At 64.5% G+C, this 25753-nt stretch carries 18 protein-coding genes; 8 read left to right on the forward strand and 10 right to left on the reverse strand.

Features of this window, described 5'->3' with window-relative positions; all coding sequences use genetic code 11:
- Positions 1-17: 17 nt before the first annotated feature.
- Positions 18-3707, reverse strand: coding sequence for a vitamin B12-dependent ribonucleotide reductase (locus tag DVH29_RS07110; protein ID WP_114645478.1), 3690 nt, complete (start codon positions 3705-3707; stop codon positions 18-20).
- A gap of 602 nt (positions 3708-4309) precedes the next feature.
- Between DVH29_RS07110 and DVH29_RS07115 the strand changes: the two genes are divergently transcribed.
- The 3 genes from DVH29_RS07115 to DVH29_RS07125 are packed head-to-tail and all read left to right on the forward strand — an operon-like array spanning position 4310 to position 5535.
- Positions 4310-4708 (forward strand): NADH:ubiquinone oxidoreductase subunit NDUFA12, encoded by a 399-nt coding sequence (locus DVH29_RS07115; protein WP_245944910.1) that lies wholly within the window; start codon positions 4310-4312, stop codon positions 4706-4708.
- Positions 4709-4721: 13 nt separating this feature from the next.
- The gene (locus DVH29_RS07120) at positions 4722-5141 is read left to right on the forward strand and encodes a DUF2155 domain-containing protein (protein ID WP_114645480.1); all 420 of its coding nucleotides are present in this window, start codon (positions 4722-4724) and stop codon (positions 5139-5141) included.
- Positions 5142-5160: 19 nt separating this feature from the next.
- Entirely contained in the window at positions 5161-5535 is a 375-nt protein-coding gene (locus tag DVH29_RS07125; protein ID WP_147276027.1) for a hypothetical protein, read from the forward strand.
- Here the strand turns inward: DVH29_RS07125 and aat are convergent, their stop codons facing one another.
- From aat to DVH29_RS07150, 5 genes are all read right to left on the reverse strand, one after another.
- Positions 5536-6177, reverse strand: a complete 642-nt coding sequence (aat, locus tag DVH29_RS07130; RefSeq protein WP_114645482.1) for a leucyl/phenylalanyl-tRNA--protein transferase — start codon at positions 6175-6177, stop codon at positions 5536-5538.
- A gap of 41 nt (positions 6178-6218) precedes the next feature.
- On the reverse strand, positions 6219-7565 hold the full coding sequence (gene accC / locus DVH29_RS07135) for an acetyl-CoA carboxylase biotin carboxylase subunit (RefSeq protein ID WP_114645483.1): 1347 nt from the start codon (positions 7563-7565) through the stop codon (positions 6219-6221).
- A 10-nt stretch (positions 7566-7575) separates the two neighbouring features.
- Positions 7576-8061, reverse strand: a complete 486-nt coding sequence (gene accB / locus DVH29_RS07140; RefSeq protein WP_114645484.1) for an acetyl-CoA carboxylase biotin carboxyl carrier protein — start codon at positions 8059-8061, stop codon at positions 7576-7578.
- 38 nt (positions 8062-8099) lie between these two features.
- Positions 8100-8537, reverse strand: coding sequence for a type II 3-dehydroquinate dehydratase (gene aroQ / locus DVH29_RS07145; protein WP_114645485.1), 438 nt, complete (start codon positions 8535-8537; stop codon positions 8100-8102).
- A 123-nt stretch (positions 8538-8660) separates the two neighbouring features.
- Positions 8661-9527, reverse strand: a complete 867-nt coding sequence (locus DVH29_RS07150) for a DsbA family protein (RefSeq protein ID WP_114645486.1) — start codon at positions 9525-9527, stop codon at positions 8661-8663.
- 170 nt (positions 9528-9697) lie between these two features.
- On the opposite strand from DVH29_RS07150, the gene DVH29_RS07155 reads away from it, so the two are divergent.
- Complete coding sequence (locus DVH29_RS07155; protein ID WP_114645487.1) at positions 9698-10837, forward strand: pyridoxal phosphate-dependent aminotransferase; 1140 nt, start codon at positions 9698-9700, stop codon at positions 10835-10837.
- A gap of 51 nt (positions 10838-10888) precedes the next feature.
- On the opposite strand, the gene DVH29_RS07160 is transcribed toward DVH29_RS07155, so the two are convergent.
- Positions 10889-13576, reverse strand: coding sequence for an Rne/Rng family ribonuclease (locus DVH29_RS07160; RefSeq protein WP_114645488.1), 2688 nt, complete (start codon positions 13574-13576; stop codon positions 10889-10891).
- A gap of 524 nt (positions 13577-14100) precedes the next feature.
- Here DVH29_RS07160 and DVH29_RS07165 point away from each other — a divergent pair.
- The 3 genes from DVH29_RS07165 to prfB all read left to right on the forward strand — a co-directional run bounded on the left by DVH29_RS07165 (position 14101) and on the right by prfB (position 19099).
- Positions 14101-15354: an N-acetylmuramoyl-L-alanine amidase gene (locus DVH29_RS07165; RefSeq protein ID WP_114645489.1), complete on the forward strand. Its 1254-nt coding sequence runs from the start codon at positions 14101-14103 to the stop codon at positions 15352-15354.
- A 137-nt stretch (positions 15355-15491) separates the two neighbouring features.
- Positions 15492-17906, forward strand: a complete 2415-nt coding sequence (locus tag DVH29_RS07170) for a penicillin-binding protein 1A (RefSeq protein WP_114645490.1) — start codon at positions 15492-15494, stop codon at positions 17904-17906.
- 73 nt (positions 17907-17979) lie between these two features.
- Positions 17980-19099 (forward strand): peptide chain release factor 2 gene (gene prfB, locus DVH29_RS07175; protein ID WP_114645491.1). Its coding sequence is split into 2 segments (ribosomal slippage): positions 17980-18048 and positions 18050-19099, totalling 1119 coding nucleotides; the frame shifts between segments, so codons are not numbered across the junction.
- Here prfB and DVH29_RS07180 read toward each other — a convergent pair.
- Complete coding sequence (locus DVH29_RS07180; RefSeq protein WP_114645586.1) at positions 19044-20177, reverse strand: M23 family metallopeptidase; 1134 nt, start codon at positions 20175-20177, stop codon at positions 19044-19046. The two genes, prfB and DVH29_RS07180, sit on opposite strands and share 56 nt — an antisense overlap.
- Positions 20178-20320: 143 nt before the next feature.
- Entirely contained in the window at positions 20321-20782 is a 462-nt protein-coding gene (locus DVH29_RS07185; protein ID WP_114645492.1) for a peroxiredoxin, read from the reverse strand.
- Positions 20783-20933: 151 nt separating this feature from the next.
- Here DVH29_RS07185 and DVH29_RS07190 point away from each other — a divergent pair, with 151 nt between their 5' ends.
- Positions 20934-24395 carry a hypothetical protein gene (locus DVH29_RS07190; RefSeq protein ID WP_147276028.1) on the forward strand — a complete coding sequence of 1154 codons (3462 nt, stop codon included), beginning with the start codon at positions 20934-20936 and terminating at the stop codon, positions 24393-24395.
- Between the two features lie 45 nt (positions 24396-24440).
- Here the strand turns inward: DVH29_RS07190 and tyrS are convergent, their stop codons facing one another.
- Complete coding sequence (tyrS, locus tag DVH29_RS07195; RefSeq protein WP_114645494.1) at positions 24441-25694, reverse strand: tyrosine--tRNA ligase; 1254 nt, start codon at positions 25692-25694, stop codon at positions 24441-24443.
- Between the last annotated feature and the right edge of the window lie 59 nt (positions 25695-25753).

The raw sequence follows: 25753 nt of genomic DNA on the forward strand, positions 1-25753 counted from the left end.
TTTCGGTCAGACGACGATCAGCTGCAGCCGGTGGTCGAGCCGCAGGTGTCGCATTTGAGGCAGGTGCCGTTGCGCACCAGCGTGAAATTCTGGCACTCCGAGCAGGACTCGCCCACATAGCCCTTCATCTGCGCTTCGAGCCGCAGGGTGGTGGTGTCCTTGGCCTGGGCCTCGTCCACCAGCCTGGCGGCTTCGATTTCCGGCTGGGCCTTGAGGGCCGTGCCCTGACGCAGCGCGGTTACCGTCTGCGCCTGAAGGGCCTGAACGGGGCTAGCGGCCTTGTAGTCGGGCGAGGAGACCAGCATGAGGTTCTTGTCCTTCACCCGCCCCCGGGTCATGCCGCGCGAGACGAAGGTGTCGGCGGGCATGGGAGCAGGGGCGGTGCGCTCCTTGACGGCATTGTCCTCGGAGACGCCCTTGCCGATCGAGGTGGCGCCGGCATCGGGAGTGACATGGGCCAGATCGGTGCGGTCGAGATAGGAAATGGCCAGTTCACGGAACACATAGTCGAGGATCGAGGTCGCGTTCTTGATGTGGTCATTGCCCATGACGAGGCCGGCCGGCTCGAAGCGGGTAAAGGTGAAGGCCTCGACGAATTCATCGAGCGGCACGCCATATTGCAGGCCGATCGAGATGGCGATGGCGAAATTGTTCATCATGGCGCGGAAGGCGGCGCCTTCCTTGTGCATGTCGATGAAGATCTCGCCCAGGCGCCCGTCGCCATATTCGCCGGTGTGGATATAGACCTTGTGGCCGCCCACGATGGCCTTCTGGGTATAGCCCTTGCGACGGTCGGGCATGCGCTCGCGGTCGCGAGTCACCCTTTCGACGATGCGCTCGACGATCTTCTCGGCTACGGCCGGCACGCGCTCGGTGAGCGGGGCGGCGGCGAGTTCCTCGACCAGATCGTCCTCGTCATCCTCATCGGCAAGGAGGGAGGCGTTGAGGGGCTGGCTGAGCTTGGAGCCGTCGCGATAAAGCGCATTGGCCTTGAGGGCCAGCTTCCAGGACAGCATATAGGCCTGCTTGGCGTCCTCGACGGTGGCGTCGTTGGGCATGTTGATGGTCTTGGAAATGGCGCCCGAAATGAAGGGCTGCGCCGCGGCCATCATGCGGATGTGCGATTCCACCGAAAGATAGCGCTTGCCCAGCTTGCCGCAGGGAGTGGCGCAATCGAAGACCGGCAGATGCTCGGCCTTGAGGAACGGGGCGCCCTCCAGGGTCATGGCACCGCAGACATGGATATTGGCCGCCTCGATCTCCTTCTTCGAGAAGCCGAGGAACGGCAGGAGCTCGAAGGCCGGGTCGGAAAGCTGCTGGTCGGTGACGCCGAGTTCCTTAAGGAAATCAGCACCCAGCGTCCACTGGTTGAAGACGAACTTGATGTCGAAGGCCGATTTCATCGCCGCGTTGAGCGCGCCGATCTTGTCGGCGGGGAAGCCCTTGGCGGAAAGGGTGGCCGGATTGACCCCGGGCGCCTGGTTCATATTGCCATGGCCGACCGCATAGGCCTCGATCTCGGCGATCTGGTCCTCCGAATAGCCCAGCGTGCGCAGGGCCTGCGGCACGGCGCGGTTGATGATCTTGAAGTAGCCGCCGCCGGCCAGCTTCTTGAACTTGACCAGCGCGAAGTCCGGTTCGATGCCGGTCGTGTCGCAATCCATGACGAGGCCAATGGTGCCCGTGGGGGCGATCACCGACACCTGCGCGTTGCGATAGCCGTGCTTCTCGCCAAGTTCGAGCGCCGCGTCCCAGGCCGCTATGGCGCGGGCGACGAGGTTCTGATCGGGGCAGGCGGCATGGTCGAGGGGCACCGGGGCAATCGAGAGCCCTTCATAGCCATCGGCCTTGCCATGGGCGGCATTGCGGTGATTGCGGATGACGCGCAGCATGTGCTTGGCGTTGCGCTTGTAGTCCTTGAATGCCCCAAGCTCGGAGGCGATCTCGGCCGAGGTGGCGTAGGATACGCCGGTCATGATGGCGGTCAGAGCGCCGGCGATGGCCCGGCCTTCCTCGGAATCATAGGGGATGCCCGAGGTCATCAGCAGCCCGCCGATATTGGCGTAGCCGAGGCCCAGAGTGCGGTATTCATAGGACCGCTCGGCGATGGCGCGGCTGGGGAACTGGGCCATCATCACCGAGATTTCGAGAACCAGGGTCCAGAGGCGGACGGTGTGCTCGTAATCGGCGGTGTTGAACGCCCCGTCCTTGCCGCGATAGGGCAGGAGGTTGATCGAGGCCAGATTGCAGGCCGTATCGTCGAGGAACATGTATTCCGAGCACGGGTTCGACGCGTTGATCGGGCCGGCCGCCGGGGAGGTGTGCCACTCATTGATCGTCGTGTGGTACTGGATGCCGGGGTCCGCCGACGCCCAGGCGGCATAGCCGACCTGCTCCCAGAGATCACGGGCCTGGAGGGTCCTGGTGATTTTGCCGGTCTGCCGGGCGGTCAGGTTCCACTCGCCATCGGTTTCCACGGCGCGCAGGAAATCATCGGTGACGCGCACCGAATTGTTCGAATTCTGGCCCGAAACCGTGAGATAGGCCTCGCTGTCCCAATCGGTGTCGTAGACCGGGAAGTCGATGTCGGTGTAGCCCTGCCGCGCGAACTGGATGACGCGGAAGATGTAGTTCTCCGGCACCAGCGCCTTCTTGGCGGCCTTCACTTCGCGCTTGAGCGCGGGATTCTTGTTGGGATCGAAGCAGTCGTCCCCATGGCCCTCGCAATTTACGGCGGCCTTCATGATCAGCTTGAGGTGGCGGGACACGGTCTTGGAGCCGGTGACCAGCGCGGCGACCTTCTGCTCTTCCTTGACCTTCCAGTTGATATATTCCTCGACATCGGGATGGTCGATATCGATCACCACCATCTTGGCGGCGCGGCGGGTGGTGCCGCCGGACTTGATGGCGCCGGCCGCCCGGTCGCCGATCTTGAGAAAGCTCATCAGCCCCGAGGACTTGCCGCCGCCTGAGAGCCGTTCACCGGCGCCTCGCAGCGCGGAGAAATTGGTGCCGGTGCCCGAACCGTACTTGAACAGGCGCGCCTCGCGGACCCACAGATCCATGATGCCGTTCTCGTTGACGAGGTCGTCATCGACCGACTGGATGAAGCAGGCATGGGGCTGGGGGTGCTCATAGGCCGATTTGGACTGGACGAGCTTGCCGGTGAAGGGATCGACATAGAAATGGCCCTGGCCGGGGCCGTCGATGCCATAGGCCCAATGCAGGCCCGTGTTGAACCATTGCGGGGAATTGGGGGCGACGCGCTGGGTGGCCAGCATGTAGCGCAATTCGTCATAGAAGGTGCGGGCGTCGTCCTCGGAGGTGAAATAGCCGCCCTTCCAGCCCCAATAGGTCCAGGTGCCGGCCAGCCGGTCGAAGACCTGCCGCGAATCCATCTCCGAGCCGTAGCGCTCGTCCTCGGGCAATTTGGCGAGGGCCTTCTCGTCGGGAACCGAACGCCACAGCCAGGAGGGGACGTCGTTTTCCTCGACCTTCTTGAAGGCCCTGGCCACGCCGGCCTTGCGGAAATATTTCTGGGCGATGATGTCGGCGGCGACCTGGCTCCACTGGGCCGGCACGGCGATGTCCTCGAGCTTGAAGACGACTGATCCGTCTGGGTTGCGGATTTCGCTCGTGGCCGAGCGGAATTCGATGCCTTCGTAGGCTGATTGGCCAGCCGTGGTGAAGCGCCGTTCAAAGTGCATTGGTTTTCTATCCCCAAACTGGAGTCTTGCGCCGGCTCGATGCCCTCGCGAGTCGATGCCCGCGCATTGCTGCCTTGCAAGTGGATTGCCGATCATGAGTGTGACCGGGACGCATGCGGCCCGTTGAAGCCGACTTTTTTCGATTCTCATGCGAACCGTCAATCGGGCGAAATCGACTATCCCTAGTGCTCAAGAATTCATCACAGGCTAAATATAGTGGTTTTCGCTGTGGATAGCGAGGATATCGTGCAAAAAACTCGATGTGGGTCACGAGGGCGTCACAGAGCCCGATGGCCGCAGGGTTAATGAAGTCTTGTTGCCGCTTGCGGTGCTAAGTGCCCGTGGACACTGGCTTTGCGCGCCGGACCGGAATCGCCCGACTCTTCCCGAACCGTGTCAAGTACGTTATTTTGGGGGCGGCGGCGAATTTCCCCAGCCGGATGGACTGCACAAGATGTGGTGTGGGCCACCCTGCGGAGGCACAAGCAGCGTGCGGCAATTGCGCGGGAACATTCTGCTCCTTTTGCCCCTGTCGCGCTAGGCTTTTCCTCGGCATGTGTGCTAAAGCCCAACCGATCGAGTGCAGTTCCCGGGATTTCGACGTGGCAAACGGCGGCTTCAAGCAATTGGTTTTCGAGCTTTTCGGCTGGTGGCACGGCCAAACCTTTTCGACACGCATCTTTACCGCCCTGCGCGGTCGGCGCGTGGGCGAGGACGAATTGGGCAATGTCTATTACGAAAGCAAGAAGAACGGCCGCCGCTGGGTGATCTACAATGGTCCGGCCGAAGCGTCCGCCATTCCGCCGGGCTGGCACGGCTGGATGCATCGCCGCACCGACGTGCCCCCGACCCAGACGGGCTACACGCCGCGTGCCTGGGAGACCGGGCACCAGCCCAACCTCACCGGCACGGCCATGGCCTATCGCCCGGACGGATCGATCCTCAATCCCCAGACGCGGCCGCGGGTGACCGGCGATTACGACGCCTGGTCGCCTGAATAGACCGCGCTTGGCCATGGCTCGCCTGCTGCGGGGCGTCGCGGCGGCCCTGGGCGCCCTTGTCTGCCTTGTGGGCACTGCCGGGCCCGGCCTGGCCCAGCAATCGATCGCCAATCCGGTCGCGGTCTTTTCCGGGCTCGACAAGATCACTGGGCGGATCACCGTATTCGACGTCTATATCGACGAGACGGTGCAATTCGGCTCGCTGCAACTGACCCCGCGCGCCTGCCACACGCGTCCGGCCAGCGGGGCCCAGAGCGCGGTTGCCTTCATCCAGGTCGACGAGGTTTCCTTGCAGGCGACGCTGACCCGGGCGTTCTCGGGCTGGATGTTCGCCGATTCCCCGGCGCTCAACGCCATCGACAACGCGGTCTACGATATATGGCTGCTCGATTGCCGCCAGACGTCCGACGTGCCGCCACCCAGTCAACGCTAGAAAACAGGGCAGGGGTGCCGTGACAGCAGAGGCCGAAATCGTCGAGCGTTCGCTCCAAGCCGATGGCGGAAAGACCCAGCGCGTGCTGATTCCCAGCCTCCCTATGCTGGAACGACAGATCCGGGCGGTTGCGCCGGCCGCCTTTCGCGACCTTGCCGCGATCGGGGCCGAACTGGCCCGCGAGCACGGGGCCGACAGCATGTGCATGACGACCGCCGAACGCCACCTTAAGGTCATCGCCGTCATCGCCCATTCGGCGGTGACCCTGCGCGACCCCGATGCGGTGCCGTTCTGGCGCGTGGTCGATACCCAACGGCCGGGCTCCGACCGGCTGGCCGGGGGCAGGGGCTTCATCGTGGCGCAGCGGGCCCGGGAAGCGAAAAACCGGGCCTGATCACCCTGCCTTCAGCCGGTCATAGGCATGGAAATCGCCTTCGATTTCCAGCGCGCCCGAAAGCCTGATCTCGTAGATGGCGCGGGGAATCTCGATGGCGCCGAGCGAGGCGAGGTGGTCGGTGAGGAACTGGGTGTCGAGCAGCACATAGCCGCCGACCCGCAGCCTTTCGACCAGATGGGCAAGGGCGATCTTCGAAGCATCGGTCCGGCGGTGGAACATGGATTCCCCGAAAAACGCCCCGCCGATGGCGAGGCCGTACAGGCCCCCGACCAATGCGTCGCCCTCATAGACCTCCACCGTGTGGCAGAAGCCCATGGCGAACAGCTCGCCATAAAGGGCGCGGATGGTGGGATTGATCCAGGTGCTGTCGCGGTCGCTGCCGGCGGTGGCGCAGCCTGCGATCACCGCCTCGAAATCCCTGTCCACCGCGATCGAAAAGGGATTCTTCTTCAAGCGCTTGGCGAGGCTTTTGGAGATATGAAATCCATCGAGCGGGATCACCCCGCGCAATTGCGGGCTGACCCAGAAGATCTCCGGGTCCTCGGCGCTTTCCGACATGGGGAATATCCCGGCGCGATAGGCGCGCAGGATCAGGTCCGGCGTCAGTTCGATGTCGAAGGGGTCGGTCTTGCGGGCCATGGGTGCCGAAATGGAAAGGCGGCCGCAACGGCCGCCCTTGTCTATTGCTTGTTGGTTTCGAGATAGTGCTCGAGCCAGTGGATGTCGTAGTTGCCCGACTGGATATCGGGCTCCTTGATCAGGCGCCGGAAGAGCGGCAGCGTGGTCTTGATGCCATCGACGATGAATTCGTCGAGCGCCCGGTTGAGGCGCTGCAGGCATTCGGGCCGCGTGCGCCCATGGACGATCAGCTTGCCGATCAGGCTGTCGTAATAGGGCGGGATATTATAGCCCTGATAGACGGCGGAATCGACGCGCACGCCCACGCCGCCGGCCGGATGGTAATAGGTGATCCTGCCGGGCGAGGGGGCGAAGGTCTGCGGGTCCTCGGCGTTGATGCGCACCTCGATGGCATGGCCGTAGAACTTGACCTCGTCCTGGGTGAGCGAGAGCTTTTCGCCCGCCGCGACGCGGATCTGCTCATAAACGATGTCGAAATTGGTGATGCGCTCGGTGACCGGGTGCTCGACCTGCAGGCGGGTGTTCATCTCGATGAAATAGAACTCGCCGTCCTCGTAGAGGAATTCGACCGTGCCGGCGCCGGAATATTTGAGCTTGCGCATGGCGGCGGCGCAGATCTCGCCGATCTCGTTCTGCTTGTCCATGGGCACGGTGGGCGCTGCGGCTTCTTCCCAGACCTTCTGGTGCCGGCGCTGCAGCGAGCAATCGCGCGTGCCCAGATGCACCGCATTGCCCTGGCCGTCGCCGATCACCTGCACCTCGATATGGCGCGGCTTGCCGAGATATTTTTCCATATAGACTGCATCGTCGCCAAAGGCGGCCTTGGCTTCGGTGCGGGCGGTCGAGAAGGCGACCGAGAGATCGGCTTCGGACTTGGCGACCTTCATGCCGCGTCCGCCGCCCCCCGCCGCGGCCTTGATGAGCACCGGGTAGCCGATATCGGCGGCGATCCGCTTGGCGTCGGCCTCGCTTGTGACGGCGCCGGGCGAGCCGGGAACGCAGGGAATGCCCAGTTCCAGCGCAGTCTTCTTGGCCTGGATCTTGTCGCCCATGATTTCGATGTGATGGGCGGAGGGGCCGATAAAGGCGATCTTGTGCTCGGCGAGGATGCGGGCGAAGCGGGCGTTCTCGGAGAGGAACCCATAGCCCGGATGCACCGCCTCGGCGCCCGTGATCTCGCAGGCGGCGAGAATCGAGGGAATGTTGAGATAGCTGTCCTTGGCCGCGTTCGGCCCCACGCAGACGCTCTCATCGGCCAGGCGCACATGCATGGCATTGGCGTCGGCCTGGGAATGGATGGCAACCGTCTGGATGCCCAGCTCCTTGCAGGCGCGCAGGATGCGCAGTGCGATTTCGCCACGATTGGCTATGAGGACCTTGGAGAACATCGCTCTGGCCTTATTCGATGACGACGAGGGGTTCGCCGTATTCGACCGGCGAGGCGTCATCGACCAGAATGCGGGTGACGGTACCCGATTTGTGCGCCGGGATCTGGTTCATGGTCTTCATGGCTTCGACGATCAGCACCGTCTGGCCCTCGGCGATCCTGGCGCCGACCTCGACGAAGGGCCGCGCGCCGGGTTCGGGCGCCAGATAGGCGGTGCCGACCATGGGCGAGGTGAGCGTATTGGGGTTGGCGGCCAGGTCCTCGGGGGCCGCAGCAGCAGGCGTAGCGACGGGCGCGGCGGCCGGGACGGGCGCGGCTGGCGCCGGCGCGGCGGCATAGCCGGGCGCGGCCACATGCACGACGTCCTTGGCAAAGGTCCGCGTGACCCGGATGCGGAAATCATCCTGTTCGAGTTCGATTTCGGCCAGATTGGCGTCGTTGACCAATTCGGCGATGGTGCGGATCAGGTCCTGATCGACCTGGGAAATCTTTGCCATTGTTATCGTGTCTCCACGGGCCGGCAGGCCCATTTTTCTCAATTCAGGATGTCGGCTGCGGCCTCGATGGCCAGTGTATAACCCTTGGGGCCGAAGCCGCAAATGACGCCCACGGCCACCGCCGACACATAGGAATGGTGCCGGAAGGCCTCGCGCTGGTGAATATTGGACAGATGCACCTCGACGACCGGCTTTTCCGCCGCGCGCAGCGCATCGTGGATGGCCACCGAGGTGTGGGAATAGGCGGCCGGGTTGATGATGATGGCATCGGCGGTGCGGCGCGCCGACTGAATCCAGTCGACCAGCTCGCCCTCGTGATTGGACTGGCGGAAATCGCAGGCGAGACCGGCCTTCTCACAGGCGGCGCGGCAGAGGGCCTCGATATCGGCGAGGGTGTCGGCGCCATAGATGCTCTTCTCCCGCGTGCCCAGGAGATTGAGGTTTGGTCCGTTGAGGATCAGTACGCGTTTGGCCATGGTCTTTCAAGGTTTTCCACAAGGGGGTGGGGGGCGCAAGCTGGCGTTATACGAATTGCACCGAAAACGCAAAGAAAGATGGCGGTTATGGGGTGCTGTCGGCGATGCGTGCGTTTCCGGCCATCAGCCCTCCTCGGGCCCGCAAACCGTCGATCCGCATTCGCGCATGCTGGCGATGCGGCGGGTCAGCTCCGCCTTCGGCACCGCGCCGGGGATCACCTCATTGCCGATGATGAAGGTCGGCGTGCCCGACACCCCGAGGCCCTGGGCGATCTGGTAGGTGCGCTGGAGGGCAGCCGTCACGTCCTGGGCGTTCATGTCGAGTTCGAGGAGGACGCGATTGAGCCCCACCGACTCGGCGGCGGCCAGCGCCGCTTCCGTATCCACGGTGCCGCGGCCCGAATAGAGCGCGGTATGGAATGCCTGGTAGTCGGCATCCTCGCGATTGACCAGAATGCCGATGCGGGCGGCGTCGATCGACGCTTGCGAAAGAATGGGGAATTCCTTGAGGATGACCCGCAGGTTTGGATCTTCGTCCACAAGCGCCATGACATCGGCGACCACCTGGCGGCAATAGCCGCAATTGTAGTCGAACATCTCGACCAGCGTCACATCCCCATCGGGATTGCCGAGAACGACATTGAAGGGGTCGTTGTAGATATCGTCATGCAAGGCGTCGAGCGCTATGCGCGACCGCTCCGCCTCCTCGGTCCGCCGCTCGGTTTCAAGCGCGATCGACATGGTTTCGAGCAGGCCCGGATTGGCAAGCAGATAGTCCTTGATCATCGGGCCGAGCGTTGCGCCATCAAACTGGGCCGTAGCCGTCCCGGCGGTTTGCGCGACGGCGGTGTCGGCCATGGCCTGTGCGACAAGGCTGCGGATTTGCGCCGCGTCGGGGCCGGGGGCAGGGCGCGTCGCAATGGCATAGCCAAGGCCGGCGGCCAGCACCACGACCGCCAGACCAAGAGCGATATTGATGGCCTTTTGCATTTCTCACTCCGATTCGCGATGGATCGGGTGTAGCGCACTCCAGGGAGCGCGGCCAGTGCGGCATTCTGCAACGACGATGGCGTGGCCTATTTATGGACTCACGCTTTGGCCTTTTCGGGAGAAGGTCGATATAAGCCCGTCGACGCCATGAGAATTCGAACGGGATCGCAATGAGCTCCGACGCCATCCAGCCTTTCTATGCCATGGAAATCCTTGCCCGCGCGCAAGCGCTGGAGGCCCAGGGGCGCGAGGTGTGTCATCTCGAAATCGGCGAGCCGGGTGGTCGCCCGGCCCCTCGGGTGCTCGCAGCGGTCGCCGACTGTCTCGAGCGCCCCATGGGTTATACCTCCGCCAAGGGCATGCCCGAACTGCGCCAGCGGCTGGCGCGCTATTATGCCGAGCAGCACGGGGTGGAGCTATCCCCCGAGCGCATCATGGTCACCATGGGCTCCTCGTCGGGCTTCATCCTCAGCTTCCTGGCCGGGTTCGGGCCGGGCGCGCGGATCGCGGTGACGCGTCCGGGCTATCCCGCCTATCTCAATATCCTCGCCTCGCTCAACCTCGCCAGCGTCGAAATCCCCGTTTCCCCCGCCAATGGCTGGCGGCTGACTGTGGGCGACATCGAGGCGGCTCATGCCAGGGCACCTTTCGACGGCCTGTTGCTGGCCAGCCCGGCCAATCCCACCGGGGCGGTGCTGGCGCGCGAGGACCTGGCGGCGATCATCGCCTGCTGCGACCGCCTGGGCGTGCGGTTCATTTCCGACGAGATCTATCACAACCTCAACTATGTCGGCGGGGACGCCAGCGCGCTCGAATTCAGCGACGGCCATATCGTCATCAACTCGTTCTCGAAATATTACTGCATGACCGGCTGGCGCATCGGTTGGCTGGTAATGCCCGAGGACCTGATCCGTAGGGCCGAGATGATGGCGCAGAGCCTGTTCATCTCCGCCTCGAGCGTTTCCCAATACGCCGCCCTGGCGGCGCTCGATGCCCGCGCCGATTACGATGCGCGCCGCGATGAGTATGCCACCAACCGGCTGATCCTCGCAGAAGGCCTGCAGGCCCTCGGCTTCAAGGCCGCCCAGCCTGCGGACGGGGCCTTCTACGCCTATGTCGATGCGTCGGCCTTCACCAATGACACGATGGATTTCTGTTTCCGCATGCTCGATTCCGCCGGCGTCGCCGCCACTCCCGGCATCGATTTCGACCGCACCGACGGGCACAAATATGTGCGGTTTTCCTATGCGGGAACGCGCGAGACCATCGAACGCGGCCTCGAGCGCCTGGGCGCATTCCTCAAGGCATGAAAAAAGGCGGCTCACGGGCCGCCTTTTCCTTGTTCGCTATGGGCGCGCAACTCAGCCCAGGCCGAGCCGCCTCTGCCACCAGCCGGCCTTCTTGGGCTTGGCCTCGCCTTCCTGCTCGCCCGACGACGAAACCACGATCTCGTCGGCCGGCACGGATTTCTTGGCCCGTGCGGGGGCGGCTTCGGGCTCCGGCTCGGCGACGGTGCTGTCTGCCGCAGGCGCGGGTTCGACGGCAGCAGCCGCTTCGGGGGCAGGGGCCGGCTCGGGCTCGGCCGGCGCGGCAGGGATGGCCTCCGCTATGGCTTCGGGCTCGGCCTTGACCACCTTCTTGCGCGGCGCGCGGGTCCGCTTGACCGGAGCCTTGGCTTCGGTTTCCTCGGCCTTCTCCGGCTCGGACTGGGCCGGCGCTTCGCTCACGGCTTCCGCTTCGACCTCCTTGGCGGCGGCGGGTTTGCGGGTGCGGCGCCGGCGCGGTTTTTCCTCGGGCTCGGGCGCGTCCGCAATAACGGCCTCTGGCTCGGACGCAACCGGCTCGGCTTCGATGGCCGCTGCCTCGGCCGGAGCTTCGGGCGCGCTTTCCTCGACCGCCGTCATGGCATCGGTATCGCTGACAGCGACATCGTCGGCGCTTTCGCTGTCGGATTCGTCCGCCTCGGCGCCGGCTTCGACCATGTCCTGCGGGCGCTTGTTGCGGCGGCCGCCGCGGCGCCCACGCCGCCTGCGCTTGCGCGGCTGGTCGTCGTCATCCTCGGACTCGGCGGTGGCATCGGCGTGCAACTCGTCCTCGGTATCGCCCGATTCCGCATCCGGCGTCGCGACTTCGCTGGCTTCCACCGGCTGCTCGCTGCCATTGCCGCCCCGCCGCCGGCGCCGGCGGCGCCTGTTGCGTCCGTTCTCGCGCTCGCCCGATGCCTCCTCTACGGTTTCGGGTTCGGAATCGGCTTCCTCTTCTTCCACCTCGACTTCGGGCTCGTCATAATCGTCCATCGAGGCGGCGTCGGCGCGAATATGCTGGACCGGCGCTGCAACGACCGGCGCGCGCGTCTCGCCACGCTCGATATTGAACTGGTTGCCCACCAATCCCGACTGCGCCGAAACGGTGATCGACAGCCCGTATTTGGCTTCGAGCGCCGTCAGCGTATCGCGCTTGGTGTTGAGGATATAGAGCGCCACATCGGTCGGCATGTTGACGTTGATCGACTGGCCGGGCTTGCGAAGCACATGATCCTCGACGGCGCGCATGATCATCAGCGCCAGAGAGGAAACCGAACGCACCAGCCCCGTGCCCGCGCAGGTGGGGCAGGTATGGGTCGAGCTTTCCAGAACGCCGAAACGGATGCGCTGGCGGCTCATTTCCAAGAGGCCGAAATGGCTGATATGGCCGACCTGGATGCGCGCGCGGTCGTTCTTGAGGCAATCCTTGAGCTTGCGCTCCACCGCCCTGTTGTTGCGCTTCTCCTCCATGTCGATGAAGTCGATAACGATGAGGCCGGCGAGGTCGCGCAGGCGCAACTGGCGCGAGATTTCCTCCGCCGCTTCCAGGTTGGTCTGGAGCGCGGTGTCCTCGATATTGTGTTCCTTGGTGGCGCGGCCCGAGTTCACGTCGATGGAGACCAGGGCCTCGGTCGGATTGATCACGATATAGCCGCCCGAGGGCAGGGTGACCTGCGGATGGAACATCGAATCGAGCTGGGATTCGACATTGAAGCGCGAGAAGATCGGCGCATCATCGCGATAAGCCTGCACATTCTTGGAATGGCTCGGCATGATCATGCGCATGAAGTCCTTGGCTTCGCGATACCCAGCATCGCCGGCGACGAGAACTTCGTTGATGTCCTTGTTGTAGAGATCGCGGATCGTGCGCTTGATCAGGCTGCCTTCCTCATAAACGAGGCAGGGGGCAGAGGATTCCAGCGTCAGCGTGCGCACGTTCTCCCACAGGCGCATCAGATATTCGAAGTCGCGCTTGACCTCGGCCTTGGTGCGCGAGGCGCCGGCCGTGCGCAGGATGACGCCCATGCCCTGCGGCACCTCGAGGTCGGTGGCGATTTCCCGCAGCCGCTTGCGGTCGGCGGCGCTGGTGATCTTGCGCGAAATGCCGCCGCCCCGGGCGGTGTTGGGCATCAGCACCGAATAGCGGCCGGCCAGAGACAGATAGGTGGTGAGCGCGGCGCCCTTGTTGCCGCGTTCTTCCTTGACGACCTGGACCAGCAGCACCTGGCGGCGCTTGATCACTTCCTGGATCTTGTAGCGGCGCTGATTGCGGCGCGGGCGCTCCTGCAGGTCTTCGAGGGCATCGCCCTCGCCGATCTGCTCGACCTTCTTGGTCTCGCGCGGCGCGCCATTGTCACCGTTATCGCCGTTGTCTTCGCCGTCCTCGTCCTCGCCATCGGCGGAATCGTCGAGGGCGCTGTCCTCCTGCTCTTCCTCCTCGGCCTCTTCCATCTGCGCCTCTTCTTCGGCGCGCATCAGGGCCTCGCGGTCGGCGACAGGGATCTGGTAGTAGTCGGGATGGATTTCGGAGAAGGCGAGGAAGCCGTGGCGGTTGCCGCCATATTCGACGAAGGCGGCCTGCAATGAGGGCTCGACCCGCGTCACCTTGGCGAGATAGATATTCCCCCGCAATTGCCGCCGTTCGGCGGATTCGAAATCGAATTCCTCGAGTTTGTTGCCGCTAGTGACAACGATCCGTGTTTCTTCCGGGTGGGTGGCATCCACCAACATTCTTTTTGTGGCCATAAAAAATTACTCCGCGCACTCGCGCGCCGCGTCCGAACCGCCATTCGGGCGGTTGGCCAGCGCCATGCGAGGCGAATGACAGTATGGGATCGACGCCGCAGGCGTCGGGTACGGAGGGGAAAGGGGCCGAGAGGAGATTGCTGCCCAACCCGCGGCGTGCCGGACGATCCATGCTGCCGCTTGTCAGAGAAGAACCCATTCGACCTCGTCCTTGCGGACGCGCGCTGTCGCCGCGTCCAATCGGATCGCCGAAAACGCGGTGATCCGAAGATTCCTAGTCGGTGCAGTCGCGCGTCATGTGTCCTTGTCACCGCTGGCCGTTTCCAAAGGGCCGGGTGGACATCGCCGCAGACTCTAAAGAGCACCGCATTACAGTCCTTACGAGTGTTGCCAGGACTTGGCAAGAGTCAATGTCGCAGACCCACCGTGCCGCAGATGTGGCGGGCGTCCTCTATAAGTTCAAGCTGTCCCTTGCCTATTTTCGCCCAAGAATCGCATAAGGTGCGCGACAACTGGAGTATTCGATGACCTTTCTGGCTGCCCGCGCCCGGCTGATCGTGCCATTCCTGATCGTGGTTTTCCTGACCGCTGGCCTCGCCGCGGCCCAGGAGGTTCCGCCCGAGCCCGAGGCGACTCTGGTGGAGGCCGGCGACATCCCCACGCTGCTCGACTCGCGCGTGACGACGACGCAGGACCGGGCAAGGCTGGTGCTCGATCTCACGGGGACAACCGAGTTCGGCGTGCACACACTTGCCGATCCCATGCGGGTCGTCGTCGAGTTGCGGGCGCAGAGCGAGGATGACGCCACCCCGACCGCGCCCAGCGGCGAGGGGCTGGTCTCGGGCTATTCGAAAGGCCCCGCTGGCACCGATCGCGTGCGGGTGGAACTGGCCCTCGCCGCCCCGGTCCAGGTGCAGCAATCCTATATCCTGGAGGCCTTCGAGGACCAGCCGGCGCGGCTGGTGATCGATCTCGTGCCCGATAGCGAGGCGAACTTCCTCGCCAATGTGCAGCGGCCCGACGCGGAGACCACAGTGTCGACGGCGGAACTGGCGACCCCCGAGACTGCGCCCGGGGAGACGACCACGGCGGCCTCCGATGTGCGGCCGCTCATCGTCATCGATCCGGGGCATGGTGGGGTGGATGGTGGCGCGCGGGCCTCCAACGGGCTGGAAGAAAAAAATATCGTCCTCGCCTTCGCCCTGAAACTCCAGAGCCTGCTGGTGGAGACCGGACAGTTCGACGTGGCCCTGACCCGGGACACCGATGTTTTCCTGACCCTCTCGGAAAGGGTCAGCCTGGCGCGGCAGAACCGGGCCGATCTCTTCATCTCGCTGCATGCGGATTCCTTCGACCAGCCGGACGTACGCGGCGCGAGCATCTATACGCGCGGCGACCTGGCAACTAGCGAGATCGATCGGGTTCTGGCCGAAAACGAGAACCGCGCCGACCTCATCGCGGGCTTCAATCCGCCCGAGGAGGCGGCGGCCGTCAGCGCGCTGCTCGATCTCATGAGCCGCACGACGCGGCGGCAGTCCTATCTGGCCGGCCAGGCCCTCATCGACCAGCTCGAACCTTCGGTGCAATTGCGCCGGTTCCCGCTGCGCCAGGCGGATTTCTTCGTGCTCAATTCGCCTGATGTGCCCTCGGTGCTGATCGAGCTCGGTTTCCTTTCCAACGCCGACGATACCGAAAACCTCACCACCGACGCCTGGCTCGACCGGGTGGCGGCGGCGCTGGCGCGCGGCATCGCGGTTTACGTCGACGGACAGAGCTAGAAGGCCGGCGCAGCGCCGGCACACGGCGTTTTGACACGGCGAAGCGGGTTTGCCGCCACAATCGGCGCCAAGTCTGCTATTTTCAGGATTCGGCAGATTCACTTCGCGGCGGGGCGTCTCGGCAAGGTGAGACCTTTATGTTTCGACTACTGAGCTGGCTGTTCGGTCTCGGCGCCTTTGCGGGCCTCGTCGCATTGGGTGGCGTGTCCTATTATGTCTGGATGGTCAGCCGCGATCTGCCCGACTACACGGTGCTGCAGGATTACCAGCCCGCCGTCACCACGCGCGTGCATGCGGCCGATGGCACGCTGCTGGCGGAATATGCGATCGAGCGCCGCCTGTTCCAGCCCATCGGAACCATCCCGCCCAAGGTGATCGATGCCTTCCTCGCCGCGGAAGACGCCAATTTCTACGACCATTTCGGGATCGATCTGGGCGGCGTGGTGCGCGCCATGCGCGATAACGTCCTCGAGGCGGTCGATGGCGGCTCGGGGCTGGTGGGCGCGTCGACCATCACCCAGCAGGTGGCCAAGAACTTCCTCCTCACCTCCGACCAGACCTGGGATCGCAAGATTCGCGAAGCCATCCTGGCGCTGCGCATCGAGGACACGCTGTCCAAGGACGAGATTCTCGAGCTCTATCTCAACGAGATCTATCTCGGCATGGGGTCCTACGGCGTCGCGGCGGCGGCGCTCAACTATTTCGACAAGGCGCTTTACGAGCTCGACTATGCCGAGATCGCCTATCTCGCCGCCCTGCCCAAGGGGCCGACCAACTACCATCCTTTCCGCCGCCCTGAAGCGGCGATCGAGCGGCGCAACTGGGTGCTCGACCGCATGGTGGAGACGGGCGCGCTGACCGCCCAGGCGGCGAGCGCCTACAAGGCGGAAAACCTCAACGTCATCCCCCGGCAGGCGGGCTCGCAACTCTATTCGGCGGAATATTTCACCGAGGAAGTGCGCCGCCAGATCGCCTCGCTCTATGGCAGCAGCGAACTCTATGAGGGCGGGCTGTCGGTGCGGACCTCGCTCGATCCCCAGATGCAGCTTCATGCGCGCCGGGCGCTGATGGAGGGGCTGATCGCCTTCGACCAGCGCCGGGGCTTCCATGGCGTCGAGGCGACCATCGAACTGGGCGAGGACTGGGGGCTGAACCTGGCGCAGATCCAGCCGCTCACCGACGTGCCCGAATGGACCCTCGCCGTCATACTGGCGACGGAAAGCAACAGCGCCCGCATCGGCCTGCGGCCGATCATCGATGTCGATGGACGCGTCGACAGCGCGCGGATAACGGGTCAGGTGCCCGGTTCCGCCGTCTCATGGATCAGCCAGCCGCTCGGGCAGGTGCTGAGCGTCGGCGACGTGGTCTATGTCGAGCCGGTGGCCGGGCAGGAGGGCATCTATACCCTGCGCCAGGTGCCCGAGATCGAGGGCGGCATCGTCGCCATGGACCCGCGCACCGGCCGCGTCCTCGCGCTGGTCGGGGGGTTTTCCTTTGCCGAAAGCGAATTCAACCGCGCCACCCAGGCCATGCGCCAGCCGGGCTCGGCCTTCAAGCCGCTGGTCTATGCCGCCGCGCTCGACAATGGCTATACCCCGGCCTCGGTGGTGCTCGACGCCCCGCTCCGGGTGGTCAATGCGGACGGCTCGGTGTGGCAGCCGGAAAACTATGCCCGGCAGTTCTATGGCCCGCAGACCCTGCGGCGCGGCATCGAATTGTCGCGCAACGTGATGACGGTGCGGCTGGCCCAGGACCTGGGCATGCCGATGATCGAGGAATATGCGCGCCTGTTCGGGGTTTATGAAGACATGCCCCACGTGCTCGCCATGGCGCTGGGGGCGGGGGAAACCACCGTGCTCCGCCTCACCGCCGCCTATGCGACCATGGCCAATGGCGGGCGCAGGATCACCCCCACGCTGATCGACCGCATCCAGGACCGCTATGGGGACACCATCTATCGCCATGACGAGCGCATATGCGATGGCTGCGACCAGCCCGATTGGCACGGGCAGGGGGCGCCTCTGCTGATCGACAGCCGCCAGCAGGTTCTCGATCCAATGACGGCCTATCAGATCACCTCGATGATGGAAGGCGTCGTCCAGCGCGGCACCGGCACCGCCCTGCGGGCCCTGGGACGCCCGGTGGCGGGCAAGACCGGCACCACCAACGACTACAAGGACGCATGGTTCGTGGGGTTCACCCCCGAACTGGCGGTGGGCGTCTATGTCGGCTACGATACGCCGCGCTCCATGGGCAGTTCCTCGACCGGGGGCGAACTGGCGGCGCCCGTCGTGGCCGATTTCCTCGCTGCGGCGCTCGAAGGAGTGCCGGCCTCGCAGTTCACCATGCCGCAGGGCATGCACCGGGACTGGATCGATCCGCGCTCTGGCGTCGAGATCGTCGCCGGCGGGTCGGGCATCCAGGAGGCCTTCAAGCCGGGGACCGGCCCCAATGCCAGGACATCGGTGATCGGCCTCGATTCGGCAGCCTTCGACAATATCCAGACCGGGGCGACCGGGCAGCCCAGCTTCGGCACCGGAGGGCTGTTCTGAGCAGCCGGCAGTTGATTGTGGCGGCCAATGCCTTTAAGTCAGCGCCAAGAAAGAACAATGAGCCAAGAGAGTTATGCGCGCAGACGTTCAGAAGACGGTTGACGAAATCAAGCAGGCCCTAAGCCTGCTGAGGAGGCATCTTTGACTGGGATACAGCCGAAAGACGCCTCGACGCTCTAAACGCCCAGTCCGAGTCGGGGGATCTGTGGAACGATCCCGAAGCGGCGCGCAAGGTGATGAGCGAGCGCCAGGCGCTTGAAGACGCGATCGTCGCCGTGCGCACCCTCGAGGGCGGGCTGGCCGACAATCTCGAACTGATCGAACTGGGCGAAGCCGAAGGCGATGACGAGATCGTCGCCGAGGCGGTGGAGGCACTGACCGAACTCAAGGCGAGCGCGGCCCGCCAGCGGATCGAGACGCTGCTGTCCGGCGAGGCCGATTCCAACGATTGCTATCTCGAAGTCCATTCCGGGGCCGGGGGCACCGAGAGCCAGGACTGGGCGCAGATGCTGTTCCGCATGTATACGCGGTGGGCCGAGCGGCGCGGGTTCAAGGTCGAGACCATTGAATACAGCGCCGGCGAAGAGGCCGGGATCAAGGGCGCGACCATTCTGGTCAAGGGCCATAACGCCTATGGCTGGCTCAAGACCGAAAGCGGCGTGCACCGGCTGGTGCGGATTTCGCCCTATGACAGCCAGGCTCGCCGCCATACGAGCTTTTCGAGCGTCTGGGTCTATCCGATGATCGACGATTCGATCGACATCGATGTCAGCGAATCCGATGTCCGCATCGACACCTATCGCGCCTCCGGCGCGGGCGGGCAGCACGTCAACACCACCGATTCCGCGGTGCGCATCACCCATATCGCGACCGGGATCGTGGTGCAGTGCCAGAACGAACGCTCCCAGCACAAGAACCGGGCCCAGGCCTGGGACATGCTGCGGGCGCGTCTCTACGAGCTCGAGCTGCAAAAGCGCGAGGAAGCGGCCAATGCCGAGGCGGCCTCCAAGACCGATATCGGCTGGGGCCATCAAATCCGCTCCTACGTCCTGCAGCCCTATCAGCTCGTGAAGGACCTGCGCACCCAGGTGGAAAGCACCGCACCCTCCGATGTGCTCGACGGCGATCTCGATGCCTTCATGGAAGCCTCGCTCTCCCAGCGTGTCGGGGCCGAGACGGCAGACGACGCCTAGAACGCATGCTTTGTCGCGCTTCCGGCTGTTGCAGGTAGCGTGACAGAGCCCGGCCCGCGCTGAGAAAGTGGGCCGGCTCTATGGCCGCCCCGTTGCGGCGCACCTCGAAATGCAGATGCGGGCCGGTGGACCGCCCCGTCGAGCCCGAAAGCCCGACCCGTTCGCCGCCAGTGACCTTCTGGCCCTTGCCGACGAGGATCTGGCTGAGATGGGCATAGCGGGTGATCAGCCCGCCGCCATGGTCGATTTCGACCATCTTGCCATAGCCGCCATTGGTGCCGGCGAAGGTGACGACGCCATGCGCGGCCGAAAGGACGGCCGTGCCTGTGGTTGCGCGGAAATCCATACCCGAATGAAACGCGGTGCGTTTGAGAAACGGGTCCATGCGATTGCCGAAGTTCGACGAAACGCTGGAGGCCCCGGCGATCGGGGAGCGAACGGGAGCCGTCAGCAGGATCTGCCGCGCCGTCTGGTAGCGGCCCAGGGCATCGGCGACGGCGTTGGCTTCCTCGACGATGGAGATGCCGGAGCCGCGCGCCGGAAGGAAGGGACCGCCGATCCCGCTTGATTCCAGGGGAGCGGCGATGCCGATGGTGTCGAGTTCGGCGGCGATTTCATTGGCCGAGAGGGTTGCCGCGTCGGACAGCGAAACCAGCGCCATCCTCGTTTCCTCCTGCATGGCGAGAAGCGAGGCGGCCAGTTGCGCGGTGTCGGTCGGGGGCGTGGCGGGGGCCGAGGAGATGCTCGAGGTCACCAGCGGATCGGTCTCGGCGTGCTGGGTAATGCCCAGTTCGCGCGCCATTTCGGTGAGGGCACGCACATATTCGTGCTGCTCGAACAGCACTTCCTGCTGATTGACCAGATCATGCATTTGCAGGTTCATGTCGCCCATTTGCGCATATTGGCGCGAATGCAGGCGATCCACTTCCAGGCGCAATTGCGTGATGCGCTGCTCATAGGCAGTCACCAGCGTGCCATTGTCCTCGCGGAACAGCGAATTGATCTCAGGCGCGAAATAAAGCGCGATCCCGGTCGTGACATTGCTGGCCAGCAAGAGGCCGACGACGCAAAAGAGCATGGCGATGGCGGTACGCGGATGCCGGGCAGGGCGCGAATTCGCCCGCCTTCCCAGCGAAATGGCGCTTTCGCTCGCCTGCACCGCTTTGCCCCCAAGATACACTATCAATGGAGCAAGTATGGCCGGTCATGGTTAATGCGCGGCTAACCGAGGGCTTTCATCACCCGTTCGACGTGCCCTTTGGCGCGGATATTGGGCCAGACCTGGCCGATGGTGCCATCGGGCTCGACCACGATGGTGCTGCGGATCAGGCCCATATAGGTGCGGCCGTAATTGCGCTTTTCGCCCCAGGCGCCATAGGGACCGATCGCCTTGTGGTCCGGATCGGAAAGCAGGATGGGGCTCAGATCGTACTTTGAGCGGAACCTGGCGAGCTTTTCGATGCTGTCGGGGCTGATGCCGACCAGAGTGATGCCCTTGGCCTCGAACCAGGCCGCATTGGCGGTGAAGGCGAGGTTCTGATCGGTGCAGGCCGGCGTATCGGCCTGGGGGTAGAAATAAAGCAGCACCCGGCGCCCGCGATAGTTGGACAATGTAAACGCTTCGTCCCTATCGTCGCTCAGCGTGAAATCCGGTGCGGGGTCTCCGATCTTGAGAACTGCCATTGGGCAACCTTTGCTGAACCAACCGCCGACGCAGACGCCGAAACCGGTTTTGGTGCCATATTCCAGCCGATATGGTCGGCAACAGACATCGCCTATAGCCGATTCTCAACCTTGTGGACGCACGGCGCTTGCATGGGACCCGCGACAAACTGTGACTGATACGCCGCCGTCCAAGGCGTCCGGGAGCCGGACGAAACGTCTGGCCGTCCGCCTCTTCGCCTGGGTGGGCCTCGGCGTGCTCGTCCTGTTGGCGCTCTTTTACGTGCGTCTGCTGTTCGGACCCATATCGCTCAATTTCCTTTCCGAGCGCGCTCAGGCGGCGGTGGCGGGGATCGTCGAGGACAGCTACGACATCGCCTGGACCGATTTCGGCCTGTCACTGACCGGCCCCGTCAGCCTCGGCTTCCACCTTTCCGACGTCACCCTCACCGATCGCGCCGCCAATGCGGCGATCACCATGGAAGCGCTGGAAATCGGCGTCTCCCCGTTCAGCGCCCTGGTGGGACGGCCCGACGCGCGCGTCGTCCTGATCCGTCCGGAAATCCGCATGCTGCAGGACCTGCTGGGCCCGAGGCTGGCGCGATTCCAGTTCATCGAGGCCGAAGGCACCGGGGAAACCGTGGTCCACATCTTCGAAGGCGAGACGGCCGCGCACAATGTGCGGATCGGCGACGACGGGCTGTCCCTCGGATCGGAGGCCGGCGGCACCGCCATCGGGCTGCGGTCGGACAATGACTGGATGGTGCTCAATATCGAGGCCTTGGACCAGGCGCTCGCCCAATTGGCCGACCAGGCGATTCGCGGGCAGGTGCGCCGCCTCGAAATCCGCGACGGCACGGTGGACGTGCTCGATACCGTCTACGGGCTCTACAAATCGTTCGATTCGGTCGACCTCGAGGTGCGGTCGGGGCGGCTGAATGGCCGGGTCGCCGCCGATTTTTCCGCGACCATCGCCGGCGAGACCATGACCGGCTCCATCGTGCGCCAGATCGAGGACGACGCGGCGCGGATCGAGGCCGATATCGACAATATCGATTTCTCGACCATCGTTCCCTTTCTCGACGACGCGACGGGTATTGCCGCCCTGCGAGGCCGGGGAGCGCTGAAACTGGCCGTGACCCTCGACAGCGCGACCGGGCGGGTGGAAAGCGGCGCGTTCTCGGTCGATCTCGCCGGCACCTATCTTCGCCTCAACGAGGACCGCTTCGCTATAGCCGCCGAGCCCATCATCGTCGACTGGATTCCGTCGCAATCGCGTTTCTCCATCGCCAATGCCGAAGTGACCATCGGCCAGAGCCGGGGCGCCCTGAGCGGCGATATCGTCATGGGTTTCGACGAGCAGTTCGGTCCGACCCTGGGCCTCTCGATCCGCGCCGAGGAGGTGTGGCTGCATCCCGACGATCTCGACGCGCCGACCGAGCCCTTCGACTTCAGCTTCGACGGCTGGTCGGCGCCGCTTTATGGCGCCGTGGGCATCGACCGCCTAGTGGGTGGGCGCGACGGCGTCTCGGTACTCATGCGGGGACGGCTCGACATGGTGCGCGAAGGCATAGGCCTCGATATGCACGTCTCGGGCCGCGGCGCGTCGGCCGACGACATCAAGCGGCTCTGGCCCTATCTGTTCGCGCCCGAAGGCCGCGACTGGTTTACGCACTATGTGAACGATGGCAGCGTCTCGACCGCCGAGATGCATCTCGCTTTCCCGGTCGGCAGCATTGACATGGCCGGAGCGCCGGGCCCGGTGCCCGAAGGCGCGCTGACCATCGACCTCGTCGGGGACAGCGTGGAAATGCTGGCGTTCGATGGGTTGCCGGAATTCCAGGTCGAGGGCCAGACCCGCCTCACCATGCGCGACAACCAATTGACCGTCGCGGCCGAACGGGCCCATCTGCCCGAATTCGGTGAGATCGCCATCGAGAACGCGGCCTATATCAACCAGGACACTTCGGCGGAAGCGCAGATCTTCGAGATTTCCGGCGACGTGACCGGCAGCGCCGACGCCCTTTTGCGGCTGGCGGACAGCGAGGCGCTGAACCTTCTGGAGGACGTCGATTTCGGCATCGACCTCGATGAGATCGTCACGGCGATCGACGGGCGGGTGGAGACCACGGTCATCGCGACCATCGCCACCGACGAGGCGGGAGACCTGGCCCGGACCGACTATGTCCTCAACGGCTCGATCGGTGACCTGGCGACGAAAAAGCCGATCGCCGGGCTCAACCTCGCCGGCGGCACGGTCAGTTTCACCGCCTCGCAGGAAGGATTCCGGGTGCTGGGCAGCGGCGCGGTCGAGGACATCGACGTCAATGTGCAGGCCATCCAGGCACGCGGCCGCGATCCGGAAATCCTCGTCGGGGCCACGCTGGGGGTGGCCGATGCGGCGCGATTCGGCATCGACCTGTCGGAATTCGTGGAGGGCACGGTGCGGGTGGCGGCCCGGCCGGGCACGGATGGCACGTTCGCCATCAATACCGATCTCACCGACGCGGCATTGACCATTCGCGATATCGGCATTACCAAGGCGCAGGGGGCGCCGGGCCTGCTGACGGCGAATGTCGCCATGGGCGAAGAGGGGGTGGCGGTGTCCGATATCCAGCTTGCCTTCGGCACCGTGCAACTGGCCGGCGCCATGAGCCTTGCGCCGGGAGGAGAGGTCCGCTCGGCGGATTTTTCGACCTTCCGCATCAGCAATGGCGACGACGCCCGGGTTTCGATGACCCCGATCGAGGGCGGATACGCCTTTGCCGTCACCGGCCGCCAGCTCGATATCAAGCCGGTCCTCAAGCGCTTCTTCAATCTCGAAGGCGATTCCAGCAGCGGCGCGAGCGAGGACCTGCAGAACCAGCTTTTCGCCGTCAGCGTCAATCTCGACCGGGCCATGGGCTATTACGGCGAGGCGATTCTCAACCTCGATCTCGACCTTGCGGTGCGCGGCGACCAGCTCCAGACCGTCGACCTCTCGGCGCAGTTTGCCGGCAACCGCTCGGCATCGGCGACCACGAACGCCCTGCCTTCGGGCCGGGTCATCACCTACGCCACCAACGATCTGGGCGCCATGCTGCGGTTCATTGGCATCTATCCCCGGCTGCTGGGCGGCACGGGCAGCATGGTCATGCGCTATGACGAGGGGAGCGGCAGCGATACCGGCGTGTTCGAGGTGCGCAATTTCGCCGTTGCGGACGAGCAGAACCTCGAGGCGATCGTCGGCGAGCACGAACAGTCCCGGCGCTTGGTCGGCAGCGCATCGACCCTCGAATTCGATTATGGCCGCGCCGAGTTCATCCGCTATCCCGATCGGGTCGAAGTGGTGGAGGCCGCCGTCTATGGCGATACGGTGGGGGGCACGATTCGCGGCAATGTGCTGACCGAGGGCGGGCGCTACGATCTGGCCGGCACCTATGTGCCGCTGTTCGGGCTCAATAATTTCTTTCAGCAGATTCCCCTGCTGGGGCCCATTTTCGGCGGGCGTGAGGGGGAAGGGCTGATCGGCGTCACCTTCGCGGTGCGTGGGCCGCTGGACAAGCCGGACCTCCTCATCAACCCCGTGTCGATCCTCGCGCCCGGCGTGTTCCGCACCCTGTTCGAGTACAAGGCGCAGAACCAGGCCAATTGAGGAGGCCGAAGCCGCGGGACGCGCCGCGGCTTCGGTTTTCCGGGGTCAGACCGGCTTGAGCAGGACGTGGCGCTTCTTGCCGATGGAGAGCTTGATCACCCCTTCGGACAGCACGTCGGCTTCGCCCAGGCTGAGCTTTTCGTCGGTGACGGTCTCGTCATTGACCTTGAGGGCGCCGGCCTGGATGTGGCGGCGGGCTTCGCCGTTCGAGCCGGCCAGCCCGGCCGTGACGGTGGCGGCGAGGATGCCCAGCCCCCCGCGCAGCGCCGACCAGCCGATCTGGATGGTGGGCAGCGAAAGGTCGATCTGGCCGGCCTCGAACACCGCAACGGCCGTCGCGGCGGCGTCCTGGGCCGCTTCGCGGCCATGGACGATGGCGGTGACTTCGGTGGCGAGGATCTTCTTGGCCTCGTTGATATCCGAGCCATTGCCCGCCACGATCCGGGCGATCTCGTCCAGCGGCAGGGTGGTGAAGAGCTTGAAGAAGCGCTCGACGTCCGCATCCTCGGTGTTGCGCCAGTACTGCCAGAAATCATAGACCGAGAGCATGTCGGCATTGAGCCAGACGGCACCGGTGGCCGACTTGCCCATCTTCTGACCGGACGCCGTGGTGAGCAGCGGCGAGGTGAGGGCATAGAACTGGGTATCGAGCATGCGGTGCCCGAGATCGAGCCCGTTGACGATATTGCCCCACTGATCCGAACCGCCCATCTGCAGCGTGCAGCCATAGCGCTGGTTGAGCTCGACGAAGTCGTAGGCCTGCAGGATCATGTAGTTGAATTCGAGGAAGGACAGCGACTGTTCGCGATCCAGCCGCAGCTTCACCGAATCGAAGCTGAGCATGCGGTTGACGGAGAAATGCCGGCCCACGTCGCGCAGGAAGGCGATATAGCCCAGCTCGAGCAGCCAATCGGCGTTGTTGGCCATCACGGCGTCCTGCGGACCGTCCCCGAAGGTGAGGAAGTTCGAGAACTTCTGCTTGATGCCCTCGATATTGGCTGCGATGCCCTCGACGGTCAGCAGCTTGCGCGCCTCGTCCTTGAAGGAGGGATCGCCGATCATGCCGGTTCCGCCGCCCATCAGGGTGATGGGCCGATGGCCGGTCTTCTGCATCCAGTGCAGCATCATGATCTGCATCAGATGCCCCACATGCAGGCTCGCGGCCGTGGGATCGTAGCCGATATAGCCCGAGACGATCTCGGTGGAGAACTTCTTGTCCAGCCTCTCGGGGTCGGAAATCTGATGGATGAAGCCGCGCTCGGAGAGCGTGTGGAGGAATTCGGATTTGAACTGAGTCATTGGTCTTGATTCCAGAGCGATGAAACGACCCGGCCGGAACCGGGCAGGCTTGGCTCGAA

This window comes from Pelagibacterium lacus, from assembly GCF_003345525.1.
Lineage (GTDB): Bacteria > Pseudomonadota > Alphaproteobacteria > Rhizobiales > Devosiaceae > Pelagibacterium > Pelagibacterium lacus.

Excerpts from the sequence above, each read along its gene's own strand:
- DVH29_RS07165 (WP_114645489.1), top strand. The coding sequence starts at position 14,101 with ATGACCTTTCTGGCTGCCCGCGCCCGGCTGATCGTGCCATTCCTGATC.
- DVH29_RS07155 (WP_114645487.1), top strand. The coding sequence starts at position 9,698 with ATGAGCTCCGACGCCATCCAGCCTTTCTATGCCATGGAAATCCTTGCC.
- accB (WP_114645484.1), bottom strand. The coding sequence starts at position 8,061 with ATGGCAAAGATTTCCCAGGTCGATCAGGACCTGATCCGCACCATCGCC.
- aat (WP_114645482.1), bottom strand. The coding sequence starts at position 6,177 with ATGGCCCGCAAGACCGACCCCTTCGACATCGAACTGACGCCGGACCTG.
- DVH29_RS07160 (WP_114645488.1), bottom strand. The coding sequence starts at position 13,576 with ATGGCCACAAAAAGAATGTTGGTGGATGCCACCCACCCGGAAGAAACA.
- accC (WP_114645483.1), bottom strand. The coding sequence starts at position 7,565 with ATGTTCTCCAAGGTCCTCATAGCCAATCGTGGCGAAATCGCACTGCGC.
- DVH29_RS07170 (WP_114645490.1), top strand. The coding sequence starts at position 15,492 with ATGTTTCGACTACTGAGCTGGCTGTTCGGTCTCGGCGCCTTTGCGGGC.
- DVH29_RS07180 (WP_114645586.1), bottom strand. The coding sequence starts at position 20,177 with ATGCTCTTTTGCGTCGTCGGCCTCTTGCTGGCCAGCAATGTCACGACC.
- DVH29_RS07185 (WP_114645492.1), bottom strand. The coding sequence starts at position 20,782 with ATGGCAGTTCTCAAGATCGGAGACCCCGCACCGGATTTCACGCTGAGC.
- DVH29_RS07120 (WP_114645480.1), top strand. The coding sequence starts at position 4,722 with ATGGCTCGCCTGCTGCGGGGCGTCGCGGCGGCCCTGGGCGCCCTTGTC.
- tyrS (WP_114645494.1), bottom strand. The coding sequence starts at position 25,694 with ATGACTCAGTTCAAATCCGAATTCCTCCACACGCTCTCCGAGCGCGGC.
- DVH29_RS07110 (WP_114645478.1), bottom strand. The coding sequence starts at position 3,707 with ATGCACTTTGAACGGCGCTTCACCACGGCTGGCCAATCAGCCTACGAA.
- DVH29_RS07150 (WP_114645486.1), bottom strand. The coding sequence starts at position 9,527 with ATGCAAAAGGCCATCAATATCGCTCTTGGTCTGGCGGTCGTGGTGCTG.
- aroQ (WP_114645485.1), bottom strand. The coding sequence starts at position 8,537 with ATGGCCAAACGCGTACTGATCCTCAACGGACCAAACCTCAATCTCCTG.